The sequence below is a fragment of the Enterobacter sp. V89_11 genome, assembly GCF_029967775.1.
GTDB lineage: Bacteria > Pseudomonadota > Gammaproteobacteria > Enterobacterales > Enterobacteriaceae > Enterobacter > Enterobacter ludwigii.
Genome location: NZ_JASCAN010000030.1, coordinates 12,428 through 28,990 on the forward strand (window position 1 = coordinate 12,428; position 16,563 = coordinate 28,990).

The 16,563-nt window shown below is 55.9% G+C and carries 18 protein-coding genes and 1 riboswitch; of the genes, 6 read left to right on the top strand and 12 right to left on the bottom strand.

Features of this window, described 5'->3' with window-relative positions; all coding sequences use genetic code 11:
• Positions 1 to 54 precede the first annotated feature (54 nt).
• The 10 genes from QLG09_RS21440 to QLG09_RS21485 form a co-directional block, all read right to left on the bottom strand.
• Complete coding sequence (locus QLG09_RS21440) at positions 55 to 372, bottom strand: PTS lactose/cellobiose transporter subunit IIA (RefSeq protein WP_014168157.1); 318 nt, start codon at positions 370 to 372, stop codon at positions 55 to 57.
• A 3-nt stretch (positions 373 to 375) separates the two neighbouring features.
• Positions 376 to 681 carry a PTS sugar transporter subunit IIB gene (locus QLG09_RS21445; protein WP_014068453.1) on the bottom strand — a complete coding sequence of 102 codons (306 nt, stop codon included), beginning with the start codon at positions 679 to 681 and terminating at the stop codon, positions 376 to 378.
• A gap of 180 nt (positions 682 to 861) precedes the next feature.
• Positions 862 to 2,403 carry a sensor domain-containing diguanylate cyclase gene (locus QLG09_RS21450; RefSeq protein ID WP_049022681.1) on the bottom strand — a complete coding sequence of 514 codons (1,542 nt, stop codon included), beginning with the start codon at positions 2,401 to 2,403 and terminating at the stop codon, positions 862 to 864.
• A gap of 329 nt (positions 2,404 to 2,732) precedes the next feature.
• A complete protein-coding gene (thiH, locus tag QLG09_RS21455; RefSeq protein ID WP_014168159.1) occupies positions 2,733 to 3,866 on the bottom strand; it encodes a 2-iminoacetate synthase ThiH in 1,134 nt (377 codons plus the stop codon).
• A complete protein-coding gene (gene thiG / locus QLG09_RS21460; protein ID WP_049022680.1) occupies positions 3,863 to 4,633 on the bottom strand; it encodes a thiazole synthase in 771 nt (256 codons plus the stop codon). The genes thiH and thiG overlap by 4 nt, the downstream gene beginning before the upstream one ends.
• Position 4,634: 1 nt before the next feature.
• Positions 4,635 to 4,835 carry a sulfur carrier protein ThiS gene (gene thiS / locus QLG09_RS21465; RefSeq protein WP_014168161.1) on the bottom strand — a complete coding sequence of 67 codons (201 nt, stop codon included), beginning with the start codon at positions 4,833 to 4,835 and terminating at the stop codon, positions 4,635 to 4,637.
• Positions 4,819 to 5,574 carry a HesA/MoeB/ThiF family protein gene (locus tag QLG09_RS21470; RefSeq protein ID WP_032679364.1) on the bottom strand — a complete coding sequence of 252 codons (756 nt, stop codon included), beginning with the start codon at positions 5,572 to 5,574 and terminating at the stop codon, positions 4,819 to 4,821. Before QLG09_RS21470 ends, thiS begins: the two co-directional genes overlap by 17 nt.
• Positions 5,567 to 6,202 (bottom strand): thiamine phosphate synthase, encoded by a 636-nt coding sequence (gene thiE, locus QLG09_RS21475; RefSeq protein WP_049022679.1) that lies wholly within the window; start codon positions 6,200 to 6,202, stop codon positions 5,567 to 5,569. Before thiE ends, QLG09_RS21470 begins: the two co-directional genes overlap by 8 nt.
• A complete protein-coding gene (gene thiC, locus QLG09_RS21480) occupies positions 6,202 to 8,097 on the bottom strand; it encodes a phosphomethylpyrimidine synthase ThiC (protein WP_047954906.1) in 1,896 nt (631 codons plus the stop codon). The genes thiE and thiC overlap by 1 nt, the downstream gene beginning before the upstream one ends.
• Before the next feature lie 78 nt (positions 8,098 to 8,175).
• A riboswitch (TPP riboswitch) is annotated at positions 8,176 to 8,285 on the bottom strand.
• A gap of 97 nt (positions 8,286 to 8,382) precedes the next feature.
• The gene (locus QLG09_RS21485; protein WP_014168165.1) at positions 8,383 to 8,880 is read right to left on the bottom strand and encodes an Rsd/AlgQ family anti-sigma factor; all 498 of its coding nucleotides are present in this window, start codon (positions 8,878 to 8,880) and stop codon (positions 8,383 to 8,385) included.
• Between the two features lie 95 nt (positions 8,881 to 8,975).
• On the opposite strand from QLG09_RS21485, the gene nudC reads away from it, so the two are divergent.
• From nudC to QLG09_RS21515, 6 genes are all read left to right on the top strand, one after another.
• Positions 8,976 to 9,749 (top strand): NAD(+) diphosphatase, encoded by a 774-nt coding sequence (gene nudC / locus QLG09_RS21490; RefSeq protein ID WP_014168166.1) that lies wholly within the window; start codon positions 8,976 to 8,978, stop codon positions 9,747 to 9,749.
• A 38-nt stretch (positions 9,750 to 9,787) separates the two neighbouring features.
• The gene (hemE, locus tag QLG09_RS21495) at positions 9,788 to 10,852 is read left to right on the top strand and encodes a uroporphyrinogen decarboxylase (protein WP_049022678.1); all 1,065 of its coding nucleotides are present in this window, start codon (positions 9,788 to 9,790) and stop codon (positions 10,850 to 10,852) included.
• Positions 10,853 to 10,861: 9 nt separating this feature from the next.
• Entirely contained in the window at positions 10,862 to 11,530 is a 669-nt protein-coding gene (gene nfi / locus QLG09_RS21500; protein WP_049022677.1) for a deoxyribonuclease V, read from the top strand.
• A gap of 44 nt (positions 11,531 to 11,574) precedes the next feature.
• Positions 11,575 to 12,165 carry a YjaG family protein gene (locus tag QLG09_RS21505; protein WP_014168169.1) on the top strand — a complete coding sequence of 197 codons (591 nt, stop codon included), beginning with the start codon at positions 11,575 to 11,577 and terminating at the stop codon, positions 12,163 to 12,165.
• Between the two features lie 186 nt (positions 12,166 to 12,351).
• Positions 12,352 to 12,624 carry a nucleoid-associated protein HU-alpha gene (gene hupA / locus QLG09_RS21510; protein WP_002445246.1) on the top strand — a complete coding sequence of 91 codons (273 nt, stop codon included), beginning with the start codon at positions 12,352 to 12,354 and terminating at the stop codon, positions 12,622 to 12,624.
• Positions 12,625 to 12,635: 11 nt separating this feature from the next.
• Positions 12,636 to 13,328, top strand: coding sequence for a DUF1481 domain-containing protein (locus tag QLG09_RS21515; protein ID WP_025206411.1), 693 nt, complete (start codon positions 12,636 to 12,638; stop codon positions 13,326 to 13,328).
• A 43-nt stretch (positions 13,329 to 13,371) separates the two neighbouring features.
• On the opposite strand, the gene purD is transcribed toward QLG09_RS21515, so the two are convergent.
• Together purD and purH are read right to left on the bottom strand one after the other, a co-directional pair.
• On the bottom strand, positions 13,372 to 14,664 hold the full coding sequence (gene purD, locus QLG09_RS21520; RefSeq protein WP_282489379.1) for a phosphoribosylamine--glycine ligase: 1,293 nt from the start codon (positions 14,662 to 14,664) through the stop codon (positions 13,372 to 13,374).
• 15 nt (positions 14,665 to 14,679) lie between these two features.
• Positions 14,680 to 16,269 carry a bifunctional phosphoribosylaminoimidazolecarboxamide formyltransferase/IMP cyclohydrolase gene (gene purH, locus QLG09_RS21525; RefSeq protein ID WP_047954909.1) on the bottom strand — a complete coding sequence of 530 codons (1,590 nt, stop codon included), beginning with the start codon at positions 16,267 to 16,269 and terminating at the stop codon, positions 14,680 to 14,682.
• Positions 16,270 to 16,563: the final 294 nt, after the last annotated feature.

The following is a 16,563-nucleotide window of genomic DNA, read 5'->3' on the forward strand; positions in this document are numbered from 1 at the left end:
GATTCAGCAAATAAAAAACCCGCTTCGGCGGGTTTTTTTATATCTGCATATTTTTCAGTTTATCAGCGGTAGCCGACGATACAGCTCAATCATATCGCCCGCCAGGTCCTGAATGACCATCGCGTTCATCAGGTGATCCTGAGAGTGGACGGTGATCAGGTTAACCGGTAGCTTTCCGGTCCCTTCATCAAGACCAATCAGCTGCGTCTGGATGGTGTGGGCATGTTTCACGTATTCACGCGACTCTTCCATCGCCTTTTCGGCTTCGTCAAAGTCACCTTTACGGGCCATCTGCAACGCCGTAAGGGCAGCACTGCGCGCTGCTCCCGCGTTGACCAGCAGTTCCATGATCGTTGTTTCTAAATCTTCCATGGGTCACTCCAGTAATTTAAGCGCTTTTTCCAGGACGACATCACCTTTCATCATGCCGTAATCCATCATGTCGATCACCGCGACCTTTTTACCCAGCGGATCGGCCTGCGCCTGAAGTTTAGCCTGCTCGTATTTAACCTGTGGCCCCAGCAATACGATGTCAGCCGTCGCGATATTATCTTTAAACTCCGCAACCGGAACGGCTTTAATGGTGACTTCAACCCCTTTTTTCTGCGCGGCGTCTTTCATACGTTGAACCAGCATGCTGGTTGACATTCCCGCTGCACAGCATAAAACGATGTTCTTCATAATCAGCCTCGATCTACATGTGTTTATTGATAATTATCCCGTGCAGACCGCTTCAACAACCGCTTTACCGCGATTGTGTGTCAGGCATCACAAAGAAATGGGTGATTTTCTGAAACCGGTTACAATTTTGCATGAAAGCGCACGCTGCCCGTCGAAACGGACAGCGTGGGAGGGAAGAAATTAACGGATGGAGGTCTGAAGGATGCGGTTTTTACCCTGTTGTTTTGCGCTGTAAAGTGCGTTATCCACGCTCCCGACAAATTGCTCCAGCGGTTCGAAATGCCATTCCCCCAGGCCTGCACTGAACGTGACCTGCAGGTTTTCTTCCCGCCAGACGCGTTTTTCAATGGTGGTACGCCACGCTTCCAGCAACGAGATTGCATCAGCAATTTGCGCAGCCTGGAAGACCACCGCAAACTCTTCTCCACCGTACCGGTACACCGAGATGTGGTGCGGTTGCATGATCTGGATCCCTTCACGCGCCACGTTACGCAGGACAATATCGCCGCTAAGGTGGCCCCAGGTATCGTTGATTGATTTGAAGTTATCGATGTCCACCAGCGCCAGTGCGAAAGGCTGTTGAGCCGCCATTAACTCTTCCACATCGGTATCGAACGCGCGGCGGTTTTTGCAGCCTGTTAGCGCATCGTGGGTTGCCTGGCGGACATATGCCATCTCACGCTCTTTATTCGACTGGATGGTATGACTCAGCATCGCTTCCAGACGCGGTGCCTGGCTGACGTCGCCAGTTTTGATGGCGTTGATAATATGCATTAGCACGGTACGCGAGGCATGGCGAAGGTATAAACCGAAGAGAATGATAATAATCGCCGCCAGTGCAAATCCCCAGCCAACGATAGTGGTTTCGTGGCGGGTAATATCCGTCAGGGTCGCGCCAGAGACCCGGTAGATGACAAACCAATCCGGGTTAGTGAAGGAGTAGTAGTAATACCAGGTTTTACTTTTCCGGTCGTATAAATGACCCTCGCCGCTGGTCATTTTGTCCATCAGCGCTTCGCTCACGTATTTTTTGAACAGCGCGCCCGTGTCAGGATGAAGCACCACGGTTCCGTCGCGCTCGACGACGAAGAATTCCCCTTGTACAGGAGCCACCATCTGTCGAAGGGTATACCCCATCGACGCCAAATCAAGATGAAAGGCGAGGGTTCCCTTGAGTCTGCCTTCTGTTGAAATCAACGGCTTATAAAGCGTGACTGTTGGATGCCCGGTAAAGTAGTCCATATAAGGGTGGGTATAATGGCTGAAAATACTGGCTTCCGCGTGGGCGACAAACCACGGGCGCGTCCGCGGATCGACGTTTTTACTCTTTTCCGTGGGAGGCGCTTCTGGAGCGTGCAAATAATGCCCCTCCGTGTCGGCCAGCGAGATGGATGACACGGTCGGCATCAGGTTTTGCAAATGCATCAACATCTGCAACCCTTGCGTCGGGTTGACGTTCAGCGTCTCATTCAGTATCTCGTTGCGGGAAAAGTACATCGCAGAACGACCAAGAATATAGTCGTTTTCACGCAACATTGATTCGGTATAGTTAACCGCCAGATTATGCGTGAAATTACCATTAATTTTATGATAATCCTCAAGAAAATCCTTCCGCTGCGAAAGCGTAACCACGACAGCGATCAGTGCAAAACTGCACAGTATCCCCGCGAAGCTGACCATTATTGGCCGGGTAAAAGAGAGTTTTCTGCTGTGAAGTGCCATGAGTTGTACATCATTCCTGAGGGTGAATGCTTTTCGTCTGCCGATATCCTCTCAGCATAGTCGCAGTCCTGCGGTTAGCTGTTAATTATACGGAACACGATTTCAGACGAGATGATTTATCTTAAGAATGGCTAAGAAATTACTCATAAAATCAGAAATTCAGTGTGCACGATAAGTCAGAGGCAGGGCGAAACGAGGAAGAAGCTTTTCGCCCTGGTCAGCGTCCGTTGCTGACCACATGACAATAAAAAACCGGACGATAGCTGACAATCATCCGGTTGTGACTCTCCGTGCCGACTCGTTTTATTTCTGCGGAGTTGCAGTATGTTTCAGCGTAATTGCGAGGCTCTTCCCAGCCAGCTGTCCCAGTCTTTCCAGACCGGCTGCAGCCCCTGCGCGCTCAGGGCCGCGGCGACCGCTTCCGGACGTCGTCCATCATGCGGGGCAAACTGCTCCAGTTCAGGGTGATCATCGGCGTAACCGCCCGGCTGTGTTTTGGAAAATGCGCTCACGTTGTTTATCGCAAGCGGGATCACGCGGTCGCGGAACGCCGGTGATTCACGTGTTGAGAGCGATAATTCAACCTCTGGGGCAAGCAGGCGAAACGCGCAGATCGTTTGTACCAGCTGGCGCTCGTCCATGAGTGAGGCCGGTTCAATCCCGCCGGCACACGGGCGCAACCGGGGGAAGGAGATGGAGTAGCGGCTCTGCCAGTAGTGCTGCTGGAGCCACAACAGATGTTCCGCCACCATGTAACAATCCACGCGCCAGCTATCGGAAAGCCCAATCAGCGCACCAAGACCAATTTTGTCGATCCCGGCACGTCCGAGCCTGTCCGGCGTTTCAAGGCGGAAGAAGAAGTCCTGTTTCTTGCCCTTCAGGTGATGCCGGGCGTAGGTCGCTTCGTGGTACGTTTCCTGATAGACCATCACTCCATCCAGTCCGAGCGTTTTGAGCTCCGCATACTCATCCTGCGACAGGGGCTGCACTTCCATCTGCAACGAGGCGAACTGACGACGAATGGCAGGAAGGTGCTGACGGAAATAGTCCATTCCGACTTTGCCCTGGTGCTCACCGGTGACCAGCAGGAGATGCTCGAAGCCCATTTCCCGGATAGCCGCACACTCGCGCGCGATTTCCTCCTCATCAAGCGTCTTACGCTTAATGCGGTTGCTCATAGAGAAGCCGCAGTAGGTACAGTCATTGGCGCACAGGTTTGAGAGATAGAGCGGGACGTAAAAGCTCACCGTGTTGCCAAAGCGCTGTCGGGTGAGACGCTGGGCGCGCTGGGCCATCGGCTCCAGATAAGCGCTGGCCGCAGGGGAGAGCAGGGCCATTAAATCGTCGCGGGTCAGATGGCGCGCATTCAGTGCGCGCTCGACGTCGACCGGCGTTTTGCTGTTGATGCGCAGGGCAATGTCGTCCCAGTTAAGCTGCCGCCAGCGGTCGGTAAAGGTGGTCATGAGATTGCCTCCAGAAAACCGGTCAGCGGGCTGGTGGCCTGCGCCTGAAAACTGCGTGAGCCAGGGCCTGATTGCCGTGCCAGCAGGCCAGCCTCCACCGCCATGCGAAACGCGCGCGCCATCATGACCGGATCGTCGGCAACCGCGATGGCCGTGTTTACCAGCACCGCGTCCGCCCCCATCTCCAGCGCCTGCGCGGCATGGCTTGGTACACCAATACCCGCATCCACCACCACCGGCACGGTGGCCTGCTCAATGATGATCTCCAGCATCGCCCGGGTTTCCAGCCCCTGGTTGGAGCCAATAGGCGCGCCCAGCGGCATAACGGCGGCGCAGCCAACGTCTTCCAGACGTTTGCAGAGTACCGGATCGGCACCGCAGTAAGGCAGAACGATGAACCCTTGTTGTACCAGCTTTTCTGCCGCTTTCAGCGTCTCGATCGGGTCGGGCAACAGCCAGCGAGCATCCGGGTGAATTTCCAGCTTCAGCCAGCGTGTGCCGAGCGCTTCACGCGCCAGTTGGGCGGCGAAAATGGCCTCTTCGGCCGTTTTCGCGCCGGAAGTATTTGGCAGTAGCGTGACGCCAGTTTCCAGTAAAGGCGCCAGAATGGCATCACTGTGATGGCGCAGATCCACGCGTTTTAACGCCAGCGTGACCAGCTGGCTGCCGCTTTCACGGATGGCATCGACCATCAGCTGGGGTGATGCGAATTTCCCGGTTCCGGTAAACAGATGTGAATCAAAGACTTTATCGGCAATACGTAACATCTCAGCCCCCTGCGATAACCTGAAACAGCAGGATCTGGTCGCCTTCACTGACCTGCTGATGTTCCCACTGCTCGCGCGGCAGGATCTGTTGATTGAGCGCCAGCGCCGTTCCCGGCTTGAGCTGGCGAAGCTTATCGAGCAGCACGGCAACGGTGAGCCCGTCCTCGCATTTCATCGGCTCATCGTTAAACAGAATGCGCATTGCCGCCTCCGCATACCGGGCAGTGGCTGGCGCGGTGTAACGCCAGATGACGCCATCCGCTGGAGCGGGCATCAAATAACCGCAACGTGTTGCGCTCGGTCTCCATTCCGCTGAGCAGCTTGATGGCCTCGAGCGCCTGCAGGGTACCCATCACCCCCACAACCGGGCCAAGAATGCCCGCGGTGCGACAGTTACGCTCTGGCTCAGCATCGTCTGGCCACAAACAGCGATAGCAGCCCTGCGCCCACGGCGGTGTCAGGACCATCATCTGCCCGCCGAATCCCACCGCGCTGGCGGTGATAAGCGGCGTATTTTTTGCGACACAGGCGGCGTTGATCGCCTGGCGGGTTGCCATATTGTCGGTGCAATCCAGCACCACGTCGGCCAGGGCGACTTCTCGGAGCAGATTGTCGCCGCTGAGCCGCTCCTGACACGCAATGAGCTCAATATCCGGGTTCAGCTGGTTCAGACGCTGGCGGGTAATATGTACTTTGGGCTGGTTGATATCCTCGGTGGTGAAGAGGATTTGACGCTGCAGGTTGCTAAGATGCACCTCGTCGTCATCGGCCAGTACCAGCGTGCCCACGCCTGCACCGGCCAGATAGAGCGCGGCAGGCGCGCCTAATCCGCCCAGCCCGACAATCAAAACCCGGCTGGCGAGTAGCTTTTGCTGTCCGTCGATGGCGATATCCTCCAGCAGGATCTGGCGGCTATAGCGCATAAAGTCACGATCATTCATCGCCTGCTCCTGCCAGTTGTAAGAGCTGCCGGGTGGCGGCCTGCCAGTCTGCGGCCTGGGTGATGGCACTGACGACGGCGATACTGCCGACACCGGTATCCAGCACGGCCGGCGCGCGTTCAAGGCTAATCCCGCCGATGGCCACGGTCGGGTACTGCGCAAGACGCTTCACGTGAGCCGCCAGCTGTGCCAGCCCTTGTGGCGCGGAGGGCATCTGTTTAGTTTGCGTCGGGAAGACGTGTCCAAGCGCAATGTACGAAGGGCGTGCCGCCAGTGCCACGTCAATCTCCATATCGTCATGGGTCGAGACACCCAGGCGCAAACCGGCTTCCCGGATGGCATTCAGGTCTGTGGTCTCCAGGTCCTCCTGACCCAGATGCACGCCGTAGGCCTGATGCTTTATCGCCAGTCGCCAGTAGTCGTTGATAAACAGGCGGGCGTGATACCGACGCCCCAGCGCGATGGCGGCGGCGACATCGTTCTCCACCTCCTCATCGCGTTTATCTTTGATGCGTAGCTGCAGCGTGCGTACACCTGCCTCCAGCAGGCGGGCAATCCACTCCACGCTGTCCACCACCGGGTAGAGCCCTAAACGAAAGGGCACGGGTGGGAAATCGGGCTGGTACATTACGCCTCCTCTTTTTTGAGGTAGATTTCGCCGCCTTTCGCGCGGAAGGTTTCTGACATATCCGCCATGCCCACTTCAATGGCTTGCGCGGCGGCGTAGTCACGCACCTCCTGGCTGATCTTCATCGAGCAGAATTTTGGCCCACACATGGAGCAGAAATGGGCCACTTTGCCGGACTCCTGCGGCAGGGTTTCGTCGTGATAGGCGCGGGCGGTAAACGGGTCGAGCGCGAGGTTAAACTGATCTTCCCAGCGGAATTCAAAGCGGGCCTTCGACATCGCGTTATCGCGAATTTGCGCGCCCGGATGGCCTTTCGCCAGGTCCGCAGCGTGGGCGGCAATTTTGTAGGTGATAAGCCCCTGCTTCACGTCCTCTTTGTTGGGCAGACCGAGGTGCTCTTTTGGCGTCACATAGCAGAGCATGGCGCAACCGAACCAGCCGATCATTGCCGCACCAATTCCGGAGGTGAAGTGGTCGTAACCCGGGGCAATATCGGTGGTCAACGGCCCCAGGGTATAGAATGGTGCTTCATGGCAGTGCTCCAGTTCTTCCGTCATATTGCGGCGGATCATCTGCATGGGGACATGGCCTGGGCCTTCAATCATCACCTGCACGTCATACTCCCAGGCGATTTTGGTCAGCTCGCCCAGCGTGTGCAGTTCGGCAAACTGCGCTTCGTCGTTGGCATCACGAATGGAACCAGGGCGCAGGCCGTCGCCCAGCGACAGCGAGACGTCGTAAGCGGCACAGATTTCGCAGATCTCGCGGAAGTGTTCGTAGAGGAAGTTTTCCTGATGATGAGACAGACACCACTTCGCCATGATTGAGCCCCCGCGCGAGACAATGCCGGTCAGACGCTTCGCGGTCATCGGCACGTAGCGCAGCAGCACCCCCGCGTGGATGGTGAAGTAGTCTACACCCTGTTCAGCCTGCTCCAGCAGCGTGTCGCGGAACGCTTCCCAGGTGAGGTTTTCAGCGATACCGTTCACTTTCTCCAGCGCCTGATAGACCGGCACCGTTCCGATAGGCACCGGGCTGTTACGCAGGATCCACTCGCGGGTTTCGTGGATATAACGCCCGGTGGAGAGATCCATTACCGTGTCCGCGCCCCAGCGCGTTGACCAGACCAGCTTCTCGACCTCTTCTTCGATGGAGGAGGTGACCGCGGAGTTACCGATATTGGCGTTGACCTTCACCAGGAAGTTGCGGCCGATAATCATCGGTTCGGATTCCGGGTGATTGATGTTGGCGGGGATAATCGCGCGGCCAGCGGCCACTTCATCGCGCACAAACTCCGGGGTGATGTTTTCCGGCAGGCGGGCACCGAAACCTTCGCCCGGATGCTGGTGGCGCAGCACTTCGCTACGGATGCGCTCACGGCCCATGTTTTCACGGATGGCGATAAACTCCATCTCCGGGGTGACGATCCCCTGACGCGCATAGTGCAGCTGGGTAACGCATTTGCCCGCTTTCGCACGTTTCGGCGTCAACAGGCCCGCGAAGCGCAGTTCGTCCAGGCCGTCGTCGGCCAGACGCTCTTTGGTGTAGGCAGAGCTGCGAACCGTCAGTTCTTCGCAGTCGTTACGCGCGTCAATCCAGCGCTGGCGCAGTTTTGCCAGACCCTGCTGCACGTTAATGGCCACATCAGGATCGCCGTACGGGCCAGACGTGTCGTAGACTGGCACGGCTTCGTTGTCTTCATACTGCGGGTTCTCTTTGCTGCCGCCAAGAAGCGTCGGGCTAAGCTGGATTTCGCGCATCGGAACGCGGATATCCGCCCGAGAGCCGGTGATGTAAATACGCTTAGAGTTCGGGAAAGCGGTGCCTTCCAGGGTGTCGATGAAGTGTTGGGCGTGTGCGCGCTGTTCGCGGCGGGTCAGTTTAGTAGTAGACATAGCTCATTCCAAAAGTGAAGGACATGGCTTGTCAGACGACGGATGAAGCAAGAGGAGATCGCCCGGGGGCGATACTACAGCAGTTTTACTCTTGTTCCCTTCGCAGGTATTAGCCTGATCAGGTTCCGCGGATCCCGAATTAACGGTCTCAGCCCGTGCTTTCACACTGGGCACTCCGACAAGAAATTTACACGCCATCGTTCACGCTATCGCATGAATGATTTCGTGTAATACCCCTCCTTAGAGGGGCGAATGTTTGTAAACTACTCGTTAACGATTAAGAACTCAAGCAGGCCGCGCGATGTTATCTTCGTTGCTGGCCTTAGAATCGTTATCCAGCACGAGGGCGATCAGCTTATCTTCCAGCGAGAATCGCTCTTCCAGCGCTTCGCCGAGATCGGACAGCGCCTGTTGAAACTCAAGGTAGTTGTCGTGATCGATGGCGTTCTCGAGGGTGGAATCGTAGTAATTCATGATCTGCTGGGTATTGGCTTCCAGCAACGGGTAGAGTTTGGATGCCGTTAAATACGGGCTAGTGCCTTCCATTTCGCGGATAATGCGTTCATAAATATTGAAATGGCCGTCGGACAGGTAGTCGACCAGGCTCTGACAAAAATCATCCAGCGCTTTTTCATTCAGCCGCATAAACGATTCTTTGCCAGGCTTAATACCGACCAGATTGTAATAAGCCACGAGTAGATGCTTGCGCACATGTAGCCAGCGATCCACCAGTTTGTTACTTCCTCTAACGCGCTCAGTCAGGCTTTCTAGCTGGTTTAACATGTTCGACTCCGCAAGGTTTAGAATTGATTCTGCTTATCCAAAATGTAACCACAATGCTAACAACATGTCAGTGAAGCGAAGGTAGTGCAATAGATATGGATCGTATTATTGAAAAATCAGATCTGGGTTGGTGGATTGTCAGTCACGAACAAAAATTATGGCTACCCGGTGGGGAAATACCCTATGGCACTGCCGATCGTTTCGATCTCGTTGGTCAGCCTGCGCTGAAGATCGGCGAGTGGCAAGGGGAGCCGGTGTGGTTGATCCAGCAGCCTCGCCGCCAGGACATGGGATCCGTTCGTCAGGTGCTGGATCTTGATGTGGGCCTGTTCCAGCTGGCAGGCCGTGGCGTGCAGCTGGCCGAGTTTTACCGATCGCATAAATACTGCGGCTACTGCGGGCATACCATGCACCCGAGCAAAACCGAGTGGGCCATGCTCTGCAGCCACTGCCGTGAACGCTATTATCCGCAGATTGCGCCGTGCATTATCGTCGCTATCCGGCGTGACGATTCCATCCTGCTGGCGCAACATACCCGCCATCGCAACGGTATTCATACTGTTCTTGCCGGGTTCGTTGAAGTGGGCGAAACGCTGGAGCAGGCGGTGGCGCGTGAAGTGATGGAAGAGAGCGGGATTCGGGTGAAGAACCTGCGTTACGTGACGTCTCAGCCGTGGCCGTTCCCGCAGTCGCTGATGACGGCGTTTATGGCCGAATACGATAGCGGTGAGATTGTTATCGACCAGAAAGAGCTGCTGGACGCGAACTGGTACCGTTATGACGATTTGCCACTGTTACCCCCGCCGGGAACGGTAGCCCGTCGGCTGATAGAAGATACCGTGGCAATGTGTCGGGCCGAGTATGAGTAGTGTTACACTCACGGACTGACGCAATAAGGAACTGCAAAATGACCGAACTGAAGAACGATCGTTATCTGCGTGCGCTGCTGCGCCAGCCCGTTGATGTCACCCCGGTGTGGATGATGCGCCAGGCGGGGCGCTATCTGCCAGAGTACAAAGCCACGCGTGCGCAGGCGGGTGATTTTATGTCGCTGTGCAAAAATGCCGAGCTGGCCTGCGAAGTGACGCTCCAGCCGCTGCGCCGCTACCCGCTGGATGCCGCTATTCTCTTTTCGGACATTCTGACCATTCCGGATGCCATGGGCCTTGGGCTCTATTTCGAAACCGGTGAAGGTCCGCGTTTCACCTCCCCGATCAAAAGCAAAGCCGACGTTGATAAGCTGCCGGTACCGGATCCTGAGCAGGAGCTGGGGTATGTGATGAACGCCGTGCGCACAATTCGCCGTGAACTGAAAGGCGAAGTGCCGCTGATTGGCTTCTCAGGCAGCCCGTGGACGCTGGCGACCTATATGGTGGAAGGTGGCAGCAGCAAAGTCTTTACCGTCATTAAAAAGATGATGTACGCGGAGCCACAGGCGCTGCATACGCTGCTCGACAAGCTGGCGAAGAGCGTCACACTCTATCTTAACGCGCAGATTAAAGCAGGCGCGCAATCGGTGATGATTTTCGATACCTGGGGCGGCGTGCTGACCGGGCGCGATTACCAGCAGTTCTCGCTGTATTACATGCATAAAATCGTCGATGGCCTGCTGCGTGAAAACGAAGGTCGCCGGGTGCCGGTGACGCTGTTCACTAAAGGCGGTGGGCAGTGGCTGGAAGCCATGGCCGCCACCGGCTGTGACGCGCTGGGTCTCGACTGGACAACCGATATTGCCGATGCGCGCCGTCGCGTGGGTGACAAAGTGGCGCTGCAGGGCAACATGGACCCGTCTATGCTCTATGCTCAGCCTGCCCGTATTGAGGAAGAGGTGGCCTCCATTCTTGCTGGTTTCGGCCAGGGCGAAGGACACGTGTTCAACCTCGGGCACGGTATTCATCAGGATGTACCGCCAGAACACGCTGGCGCGTTTGTGGAGGCGGTGCACCGACTTTCTGCACATTATCATCAGTAAGGAGTGGTTATGGATCTCGCGTCATTACGCGCTCAACAGATAGAACTGGCCTCATCCGTGATCCGCGAGGATCGTCTGGACACAGACCCGCCGCAGTACATTGGCGGAGCAGATGTGGGGTTTGAGCAGGGAGGTGAAGTGACGCGGGCGGCAATGGTGCTGCTGAAATATCCCTCGCTGGAACTGGTGGAGTACAAGGTGGCGCGTATCGCCACCACCATGCCGTACATTCCTGGCTTTCTCTCATTCCGTGAATATCCCGCGCTGCTGGCAGCGTGGGAGCAACTCTCGCAAAAACCCGACCTGCTGTTTGTCGACGGCCATGGTATCTCTCATCCGCGCCGCTTAGGCGTCGCCAGCCATTTTGGGCTGCTGGTGGATGTCCCCACCATCGGTGTGGCTAAAAAACGTCTGTGCGGTGCGTTTGAGCCGCTCTCCGCCGAGCCAGGCGCGCTGGCACCTCTCATCGATAAGGGTGAGCAACTGGCGTGGGTCTGGCGCAGTAAAGCGCGTTGTAACCCCCTGTTTATCGCCACCGGGCATCGGGTGAGCACGGACAGTGCGCTGGCGTGGGTGCAGCGCTGCATGAAAGGGTATCGCTTACCGGAGCCCACCCGCTGGGCTGATGCGGTAGCGTCAGGGCGTTCGGCTTTTACGCGTTGGCAAGAAATTCAGTGATGATTCAGGTAAACTGCGGCTAATTTTCGATTCGAGACCTCATCATGCTACAAAACCCGATTCATCTGCGCCTTGAGAAGCTGGAAAGCTGGCAGCACGTGACTTTTATGGCTTGCCTGTGCGAGCGCATGTATCCCAACTATGCCGCGTTCTGCAAGCAGACAGGCTTTGGTGAAGGGCAGATTTATCGCCGCATCCTGGATTTAATCTGGGAGACGCTGACGGTCAAAGACGCTAAAGTGAACTTCGACTCTCAGCTTGAAAAGCTTGAAGAGGCGATCCCGGCGGCGGATGACTACGACCTGTATGGTGTCTATCCGGCCATTGATGCCTGCGTGGCATTAAGCGAACTGATTCATTCCCGTCTGAGCGGTGAAACGCTGGAGCATGCTATCGAAGTCAGCAAGGCATCCATTACGACCGTCGCAATGCTGGAAATGACCCAGGAAGGTCGGGAAATGACAGACGAAGAGCTGCGAGTAAACCCCGCGGTTGAGCAGGAATGGGATATCCAGTGGGAGATTTTCCGCCTGCTGGCAGAGTGTGAAGAACGCGATATTGAGCTGATAAAAGGGCTCCGTGCGGACTTACGTGAGGCTGGTGAGAGCAATATTGGTATAATTTTTAACCAATGAGACAACAAAACTTGATATAACGCTCGTTTTGTCGCTCCTCGACTCTTCCCTTTCGCCCCTTGTCTGGTCTACATTTGGGGGGCGAAAAAAAGTGGCTATCGGTGCGTGTATGCAGGAGAGTGCTTTTTTGGCATTTTCGTCGCACTCGATGCTTAGCAAGCGATAAACACATTGAAAGGATAACTTATGAACAAGACTCAACTGATTGATGTAATTGCGGACAAGGCTGATCTGTCTAAAGTGCAGGCTAAAGCTGCTCTGGAATCTACCCTGGCTGCTATTACTGAGTCTCTGAAAGAAGGTGATGCTGTACAACTGGTTGGTTTCGGTACCTTCAAAGTGAACCACCGCGCTGAGCGTACTGGCCGCAACCCGCAGACCGGTAAAGAAATCAAAATCGCCGCAGCTAACGTGCCGGCATTTGTTTCTGGTAAAGCACTGAAAGACGCTGTTAAGTAAGACGCGTGGCAGTGAACAGTTTTAACGAAGGGGCGGCAACGCCCCTTTTGTCTGTCTGGCGTGGTCTTTTCGCGCTGGCGGGCGTGATGTTTCTGTCCGCCTGTAGCCACGACACCTCTCTGCCACCGTTTACCGCCAGCGGCTACGCTGACAACCAGGGTGCGGTAAGGATCTGGCGCAAAGATTCTGGCGGCGAAGTGCATCTGCTTTCTGCTTTCAGTCCGTGGCATAACGGCAATACGTCGACCGCGGAGTATCGCTGGCAGGGCGATGACCTGTCGCTGATAGAACTGAATGTCTACAGCAAGACCCCCGAACATGTGAAAGTGCGTTTTGATGACCATGGCGAGCTGAGCTTTATGCAGCGGGAAGTCAGCGGTCAAAAACAGCAGCTTTCCAGCGATCAAGTCGCACTCTATCGTTATCGTGCCGAACAAATCCGCCAGACCAGCGATGCGCTGCGTCAGGGACGCGTTGTGCTGCGCCAGGGGCGCTGGCATGCTAATGGCACGGTAACAACCTGCGAAGGGCAAACCGTTAAGCCTGAGCTTGAAGCCTGGGCAACCGAACATATTGAGCGCCGTCAGCGGCATTCATCAATGGAAGTGAGTGTGGCGTGGCTGGAAGCGCCGGAAGGTTCTCAACTGCTGCTGGTCGCGAACGAAGACTTCTGCACCTGGCAGCCGACAGAAAAGAGTTTTTGAGTGACGTCCCCTCTCCCTGACGGGAGAGGGGCTGGCTGAAGAATTACTCGCCCTGCTCACGCGCAATTGCGCGATAGCCGATATCCTGGCGGCTAAAGCTACCGTTCCAGTGAATATCTGCCATCAGCGCATAGGCACGCTTCTGTGCTTCTGCAACGGTGTGACCCAGCGCGGTCGCACACAGTACACGGCCGCCATTGGTCAGCACGCGATCGTCGTCAGACAGCTTTGTGCCGGCGTGGAATACCTTCGCGCCTTCCAATTCTTCCAGCGGTAAACCGTGGATCTCATCACCGGTATTGTAATTGCCCGGATAACCCCCCGCAGCAATCACCACGCCCAGAGAAGCACGTTCATCCCACTCAGACGTTTTCTCATCCAGCTTACCTTCACAGGCGGCAAGACACAGTTCCACCAGGTCAGATTTCATGCGCAACATGATTGGCTGTGTTTCCGGATCGCCGAAGCGGCAGTTGAACTCAATCACCTTCGGATTGCCCTGCTTGTCGATCATCAGGCCTGCATAGAGGAAACCGGTGTAAGTATTACCTTCGGCAGCCATGCCTTTGACGGTTGGCCAGATAATGCGGTCCATGGTGCGCTGATGCACTTCGTCAGTGACCACAGGGGCAGGGGAGTAAGCGCCCATACCGCCGGTATTCGGCCCGGTATCTGCATTGCCAACGCGTTTATGATCCTGGCTGGTGGCCATCGGCAGAACATGCTCGCCGTCGACCATCACGATAAAGCTCGCCTCTTCACCGTCAAGGAACTCTTCAATCACGATGCGATGGCCCGCGTCGCCAAAGGCGTTGCCTGCCAGCATATCCTGAACCGCGGCTTCGGCTTCCTCGAGCGTCATCGCCACGATAACGCCTTTACCGGCGGCCAGACCGTCGGCTTTGATAACGATAGGCGCACCTTTTTCACGTAAGTAAGCCAGGGCTGGCTCTACTTCGGTGAAATTCTGATATTCCGCCGTCGGGATGTTATGACGTGCGAGGAAATCTTTGGTGAAGGCTTTCGAACCTTCCAGCTGTGCAGCCCCTTTCGTTGGGCCGAAGATTTGCAGGCCAGCAGCCCGGAAGGCGTCAACGACGCCAATCACCAGCGGCGCTTCCGGACCCACGATGGTCAGATCGATTTTCTCCTGCTGAGCAAAGCTCAACAGGGCCGGGATATCGGTCACGCCGATAGCGACGTTCTGTAACGTGGGTTCCAGCGCAGTACCGGCATTACCCGGTGCCACAAAGACGGTTTTTACCTGCGGCGACTGGGCCGCTTTCCACGCCAGAGCGTGCTCGCGCCCGCCATTACCAATGACTAATACTTTCATTTTCTGCTCCGTGGATTAATGGCGGAAGTGACGCATGTCGGTGAAGATCATCGCAATACCGTGTTCGTCAGCAGCGGCAATGACTTCGTCGTCACGGATTGAGCCGCCAGGCTGGATAACACAGGTAATGCCCACTGCCGCAGCAGCGTCGATACCGTCACGGAACGGGAAGAAGGCGTCAGAAGCCATTGCCGAGCCTTTCACTTCCAGACCTTCATCGGCCGCTTTGATACCGGCAATTTTCGCGGAGTAAACGCGGCTCATCTGGCCTGCGCCTATTCCGATAGTCATGTTCTCTTTTGCATAGACAATCGCGTTGGATTTCACGAACTTCGCAACCTTCCAGCAGAACAGCGCGTCACGCAGTTCCTGCTCGGTAGGCTGGCGTTTCGTCACGACGCGCAGATCGCCCGCGGTAACCATGCCCAGATCGCGATCCTGAACCAGCAGACCGCCGTTCACGCGTTTGAAGTCCAGACCCGGTACGCGCTCATCCCACTGGCCACACACCAGTACGCGCACGTTCTGTTTTGCCGCGGTGATTTTCAGGGCTTCGTCGGATGCAGAAGGAGCGATGATCACTTCGACAAACTGACGGGAGATGATGGCCTGTGCTGTGTCAGCGTCCAGCTCGCGGTTGAAGGCGATAATGCCGCCGAATGCGGAGGTTGGGTCGGTTTTATACGCGCGATCATAGGCGTCAAGAATGGAGGTGCTTACCGCTACGCCACATGGATTCGCGTGCTTCACGATTACGCAGGCGGGTTCACTGAACGCTTTCACGCACTCGAGCGCTGCATCGGTGTCAGCGATGTTGTTGTAGGAGAGTGCCTTGCCCTGAACCTGCTGTGCGGTCGCAACAGAGGCTTCTTTTACCTCTTCTTCTATATAGAAGGCAGCCTGCTGGTGGCTGTTCTCACCGTAACGCATATCCTGCTTCTTAATGAAGTTCAGGTTCAGCGTACGCGGGAAGCGACCGGAAGGTTCAGTGCTTTCGCCATGATAAGCAGGCACCAGGCTACCGAAGTAGTTGGCGATCATGCTGTCGTACGCGGCGGTGTGCTCGAATGCTTTGATGGCGAGGTCGAAACGCGTCTCCAGCGTCAGCGACCCTTCGTTGGCATCCATCTCATTAATAATGGTGTTGTAGTCGCTGCTCTTCACCACGATGGCAACATCTTTATGGTTCTTAGCCGCTGAGCGCACCATGGTTGGGCCGCCGATATCAATGTTTTCGACGGCGTCTTCCAGAGAGCAGCCTTCGCGGGCAACGGTCTGTGCGAACGGGTAGAGGTTAACGACGACCATGTCGATTGGCGCGATATCATGCTTTTCCATAATGCCGTCGTCCTGGCCGCGACGACCAAGAATACCGCCGTGGACCTTCGGGTGCAGGGTCTTGACGCGTCCATCCATCATTTCCGGAAAACCGGTGTAATCGGACACTTCGGTTACCGGCAGACCTTTCTCTGCTAACAGGCGAGCGGTACCACCTGTAGAAAGCAGCTCCACACCGCGTGCAGAAAGTGCCTGAGCGAATTCGACGATACCGGCTTTATCAGAAACACTGAGCAGAGCGCGGCGGACTGGACGACGTTGTTGCATGGTAAATCCCCTGGATTTCACGATTACAGAGAGCGTTAGATGAATTTTCCAGCGAAAAACTCATCTAACACACCTGACGAGGCATCCTTGTTAAGCGCGAGCATTTTAACGAAAACGTTTGCGCAACGCTCGCGAATTTTCACTTTTTCGTATCTCTGTGGATAAGTCTGTGTGTAAAAGGGTATAAGGCGGGGTTTTGCTGGGGAATGCAGCAGTCAGTCATTTTTCTGTCATTTAGCGGTTGCGGCCTGCAGAGAACTCCCTATAATGCGCCTCCATCGACACGGCGGATGT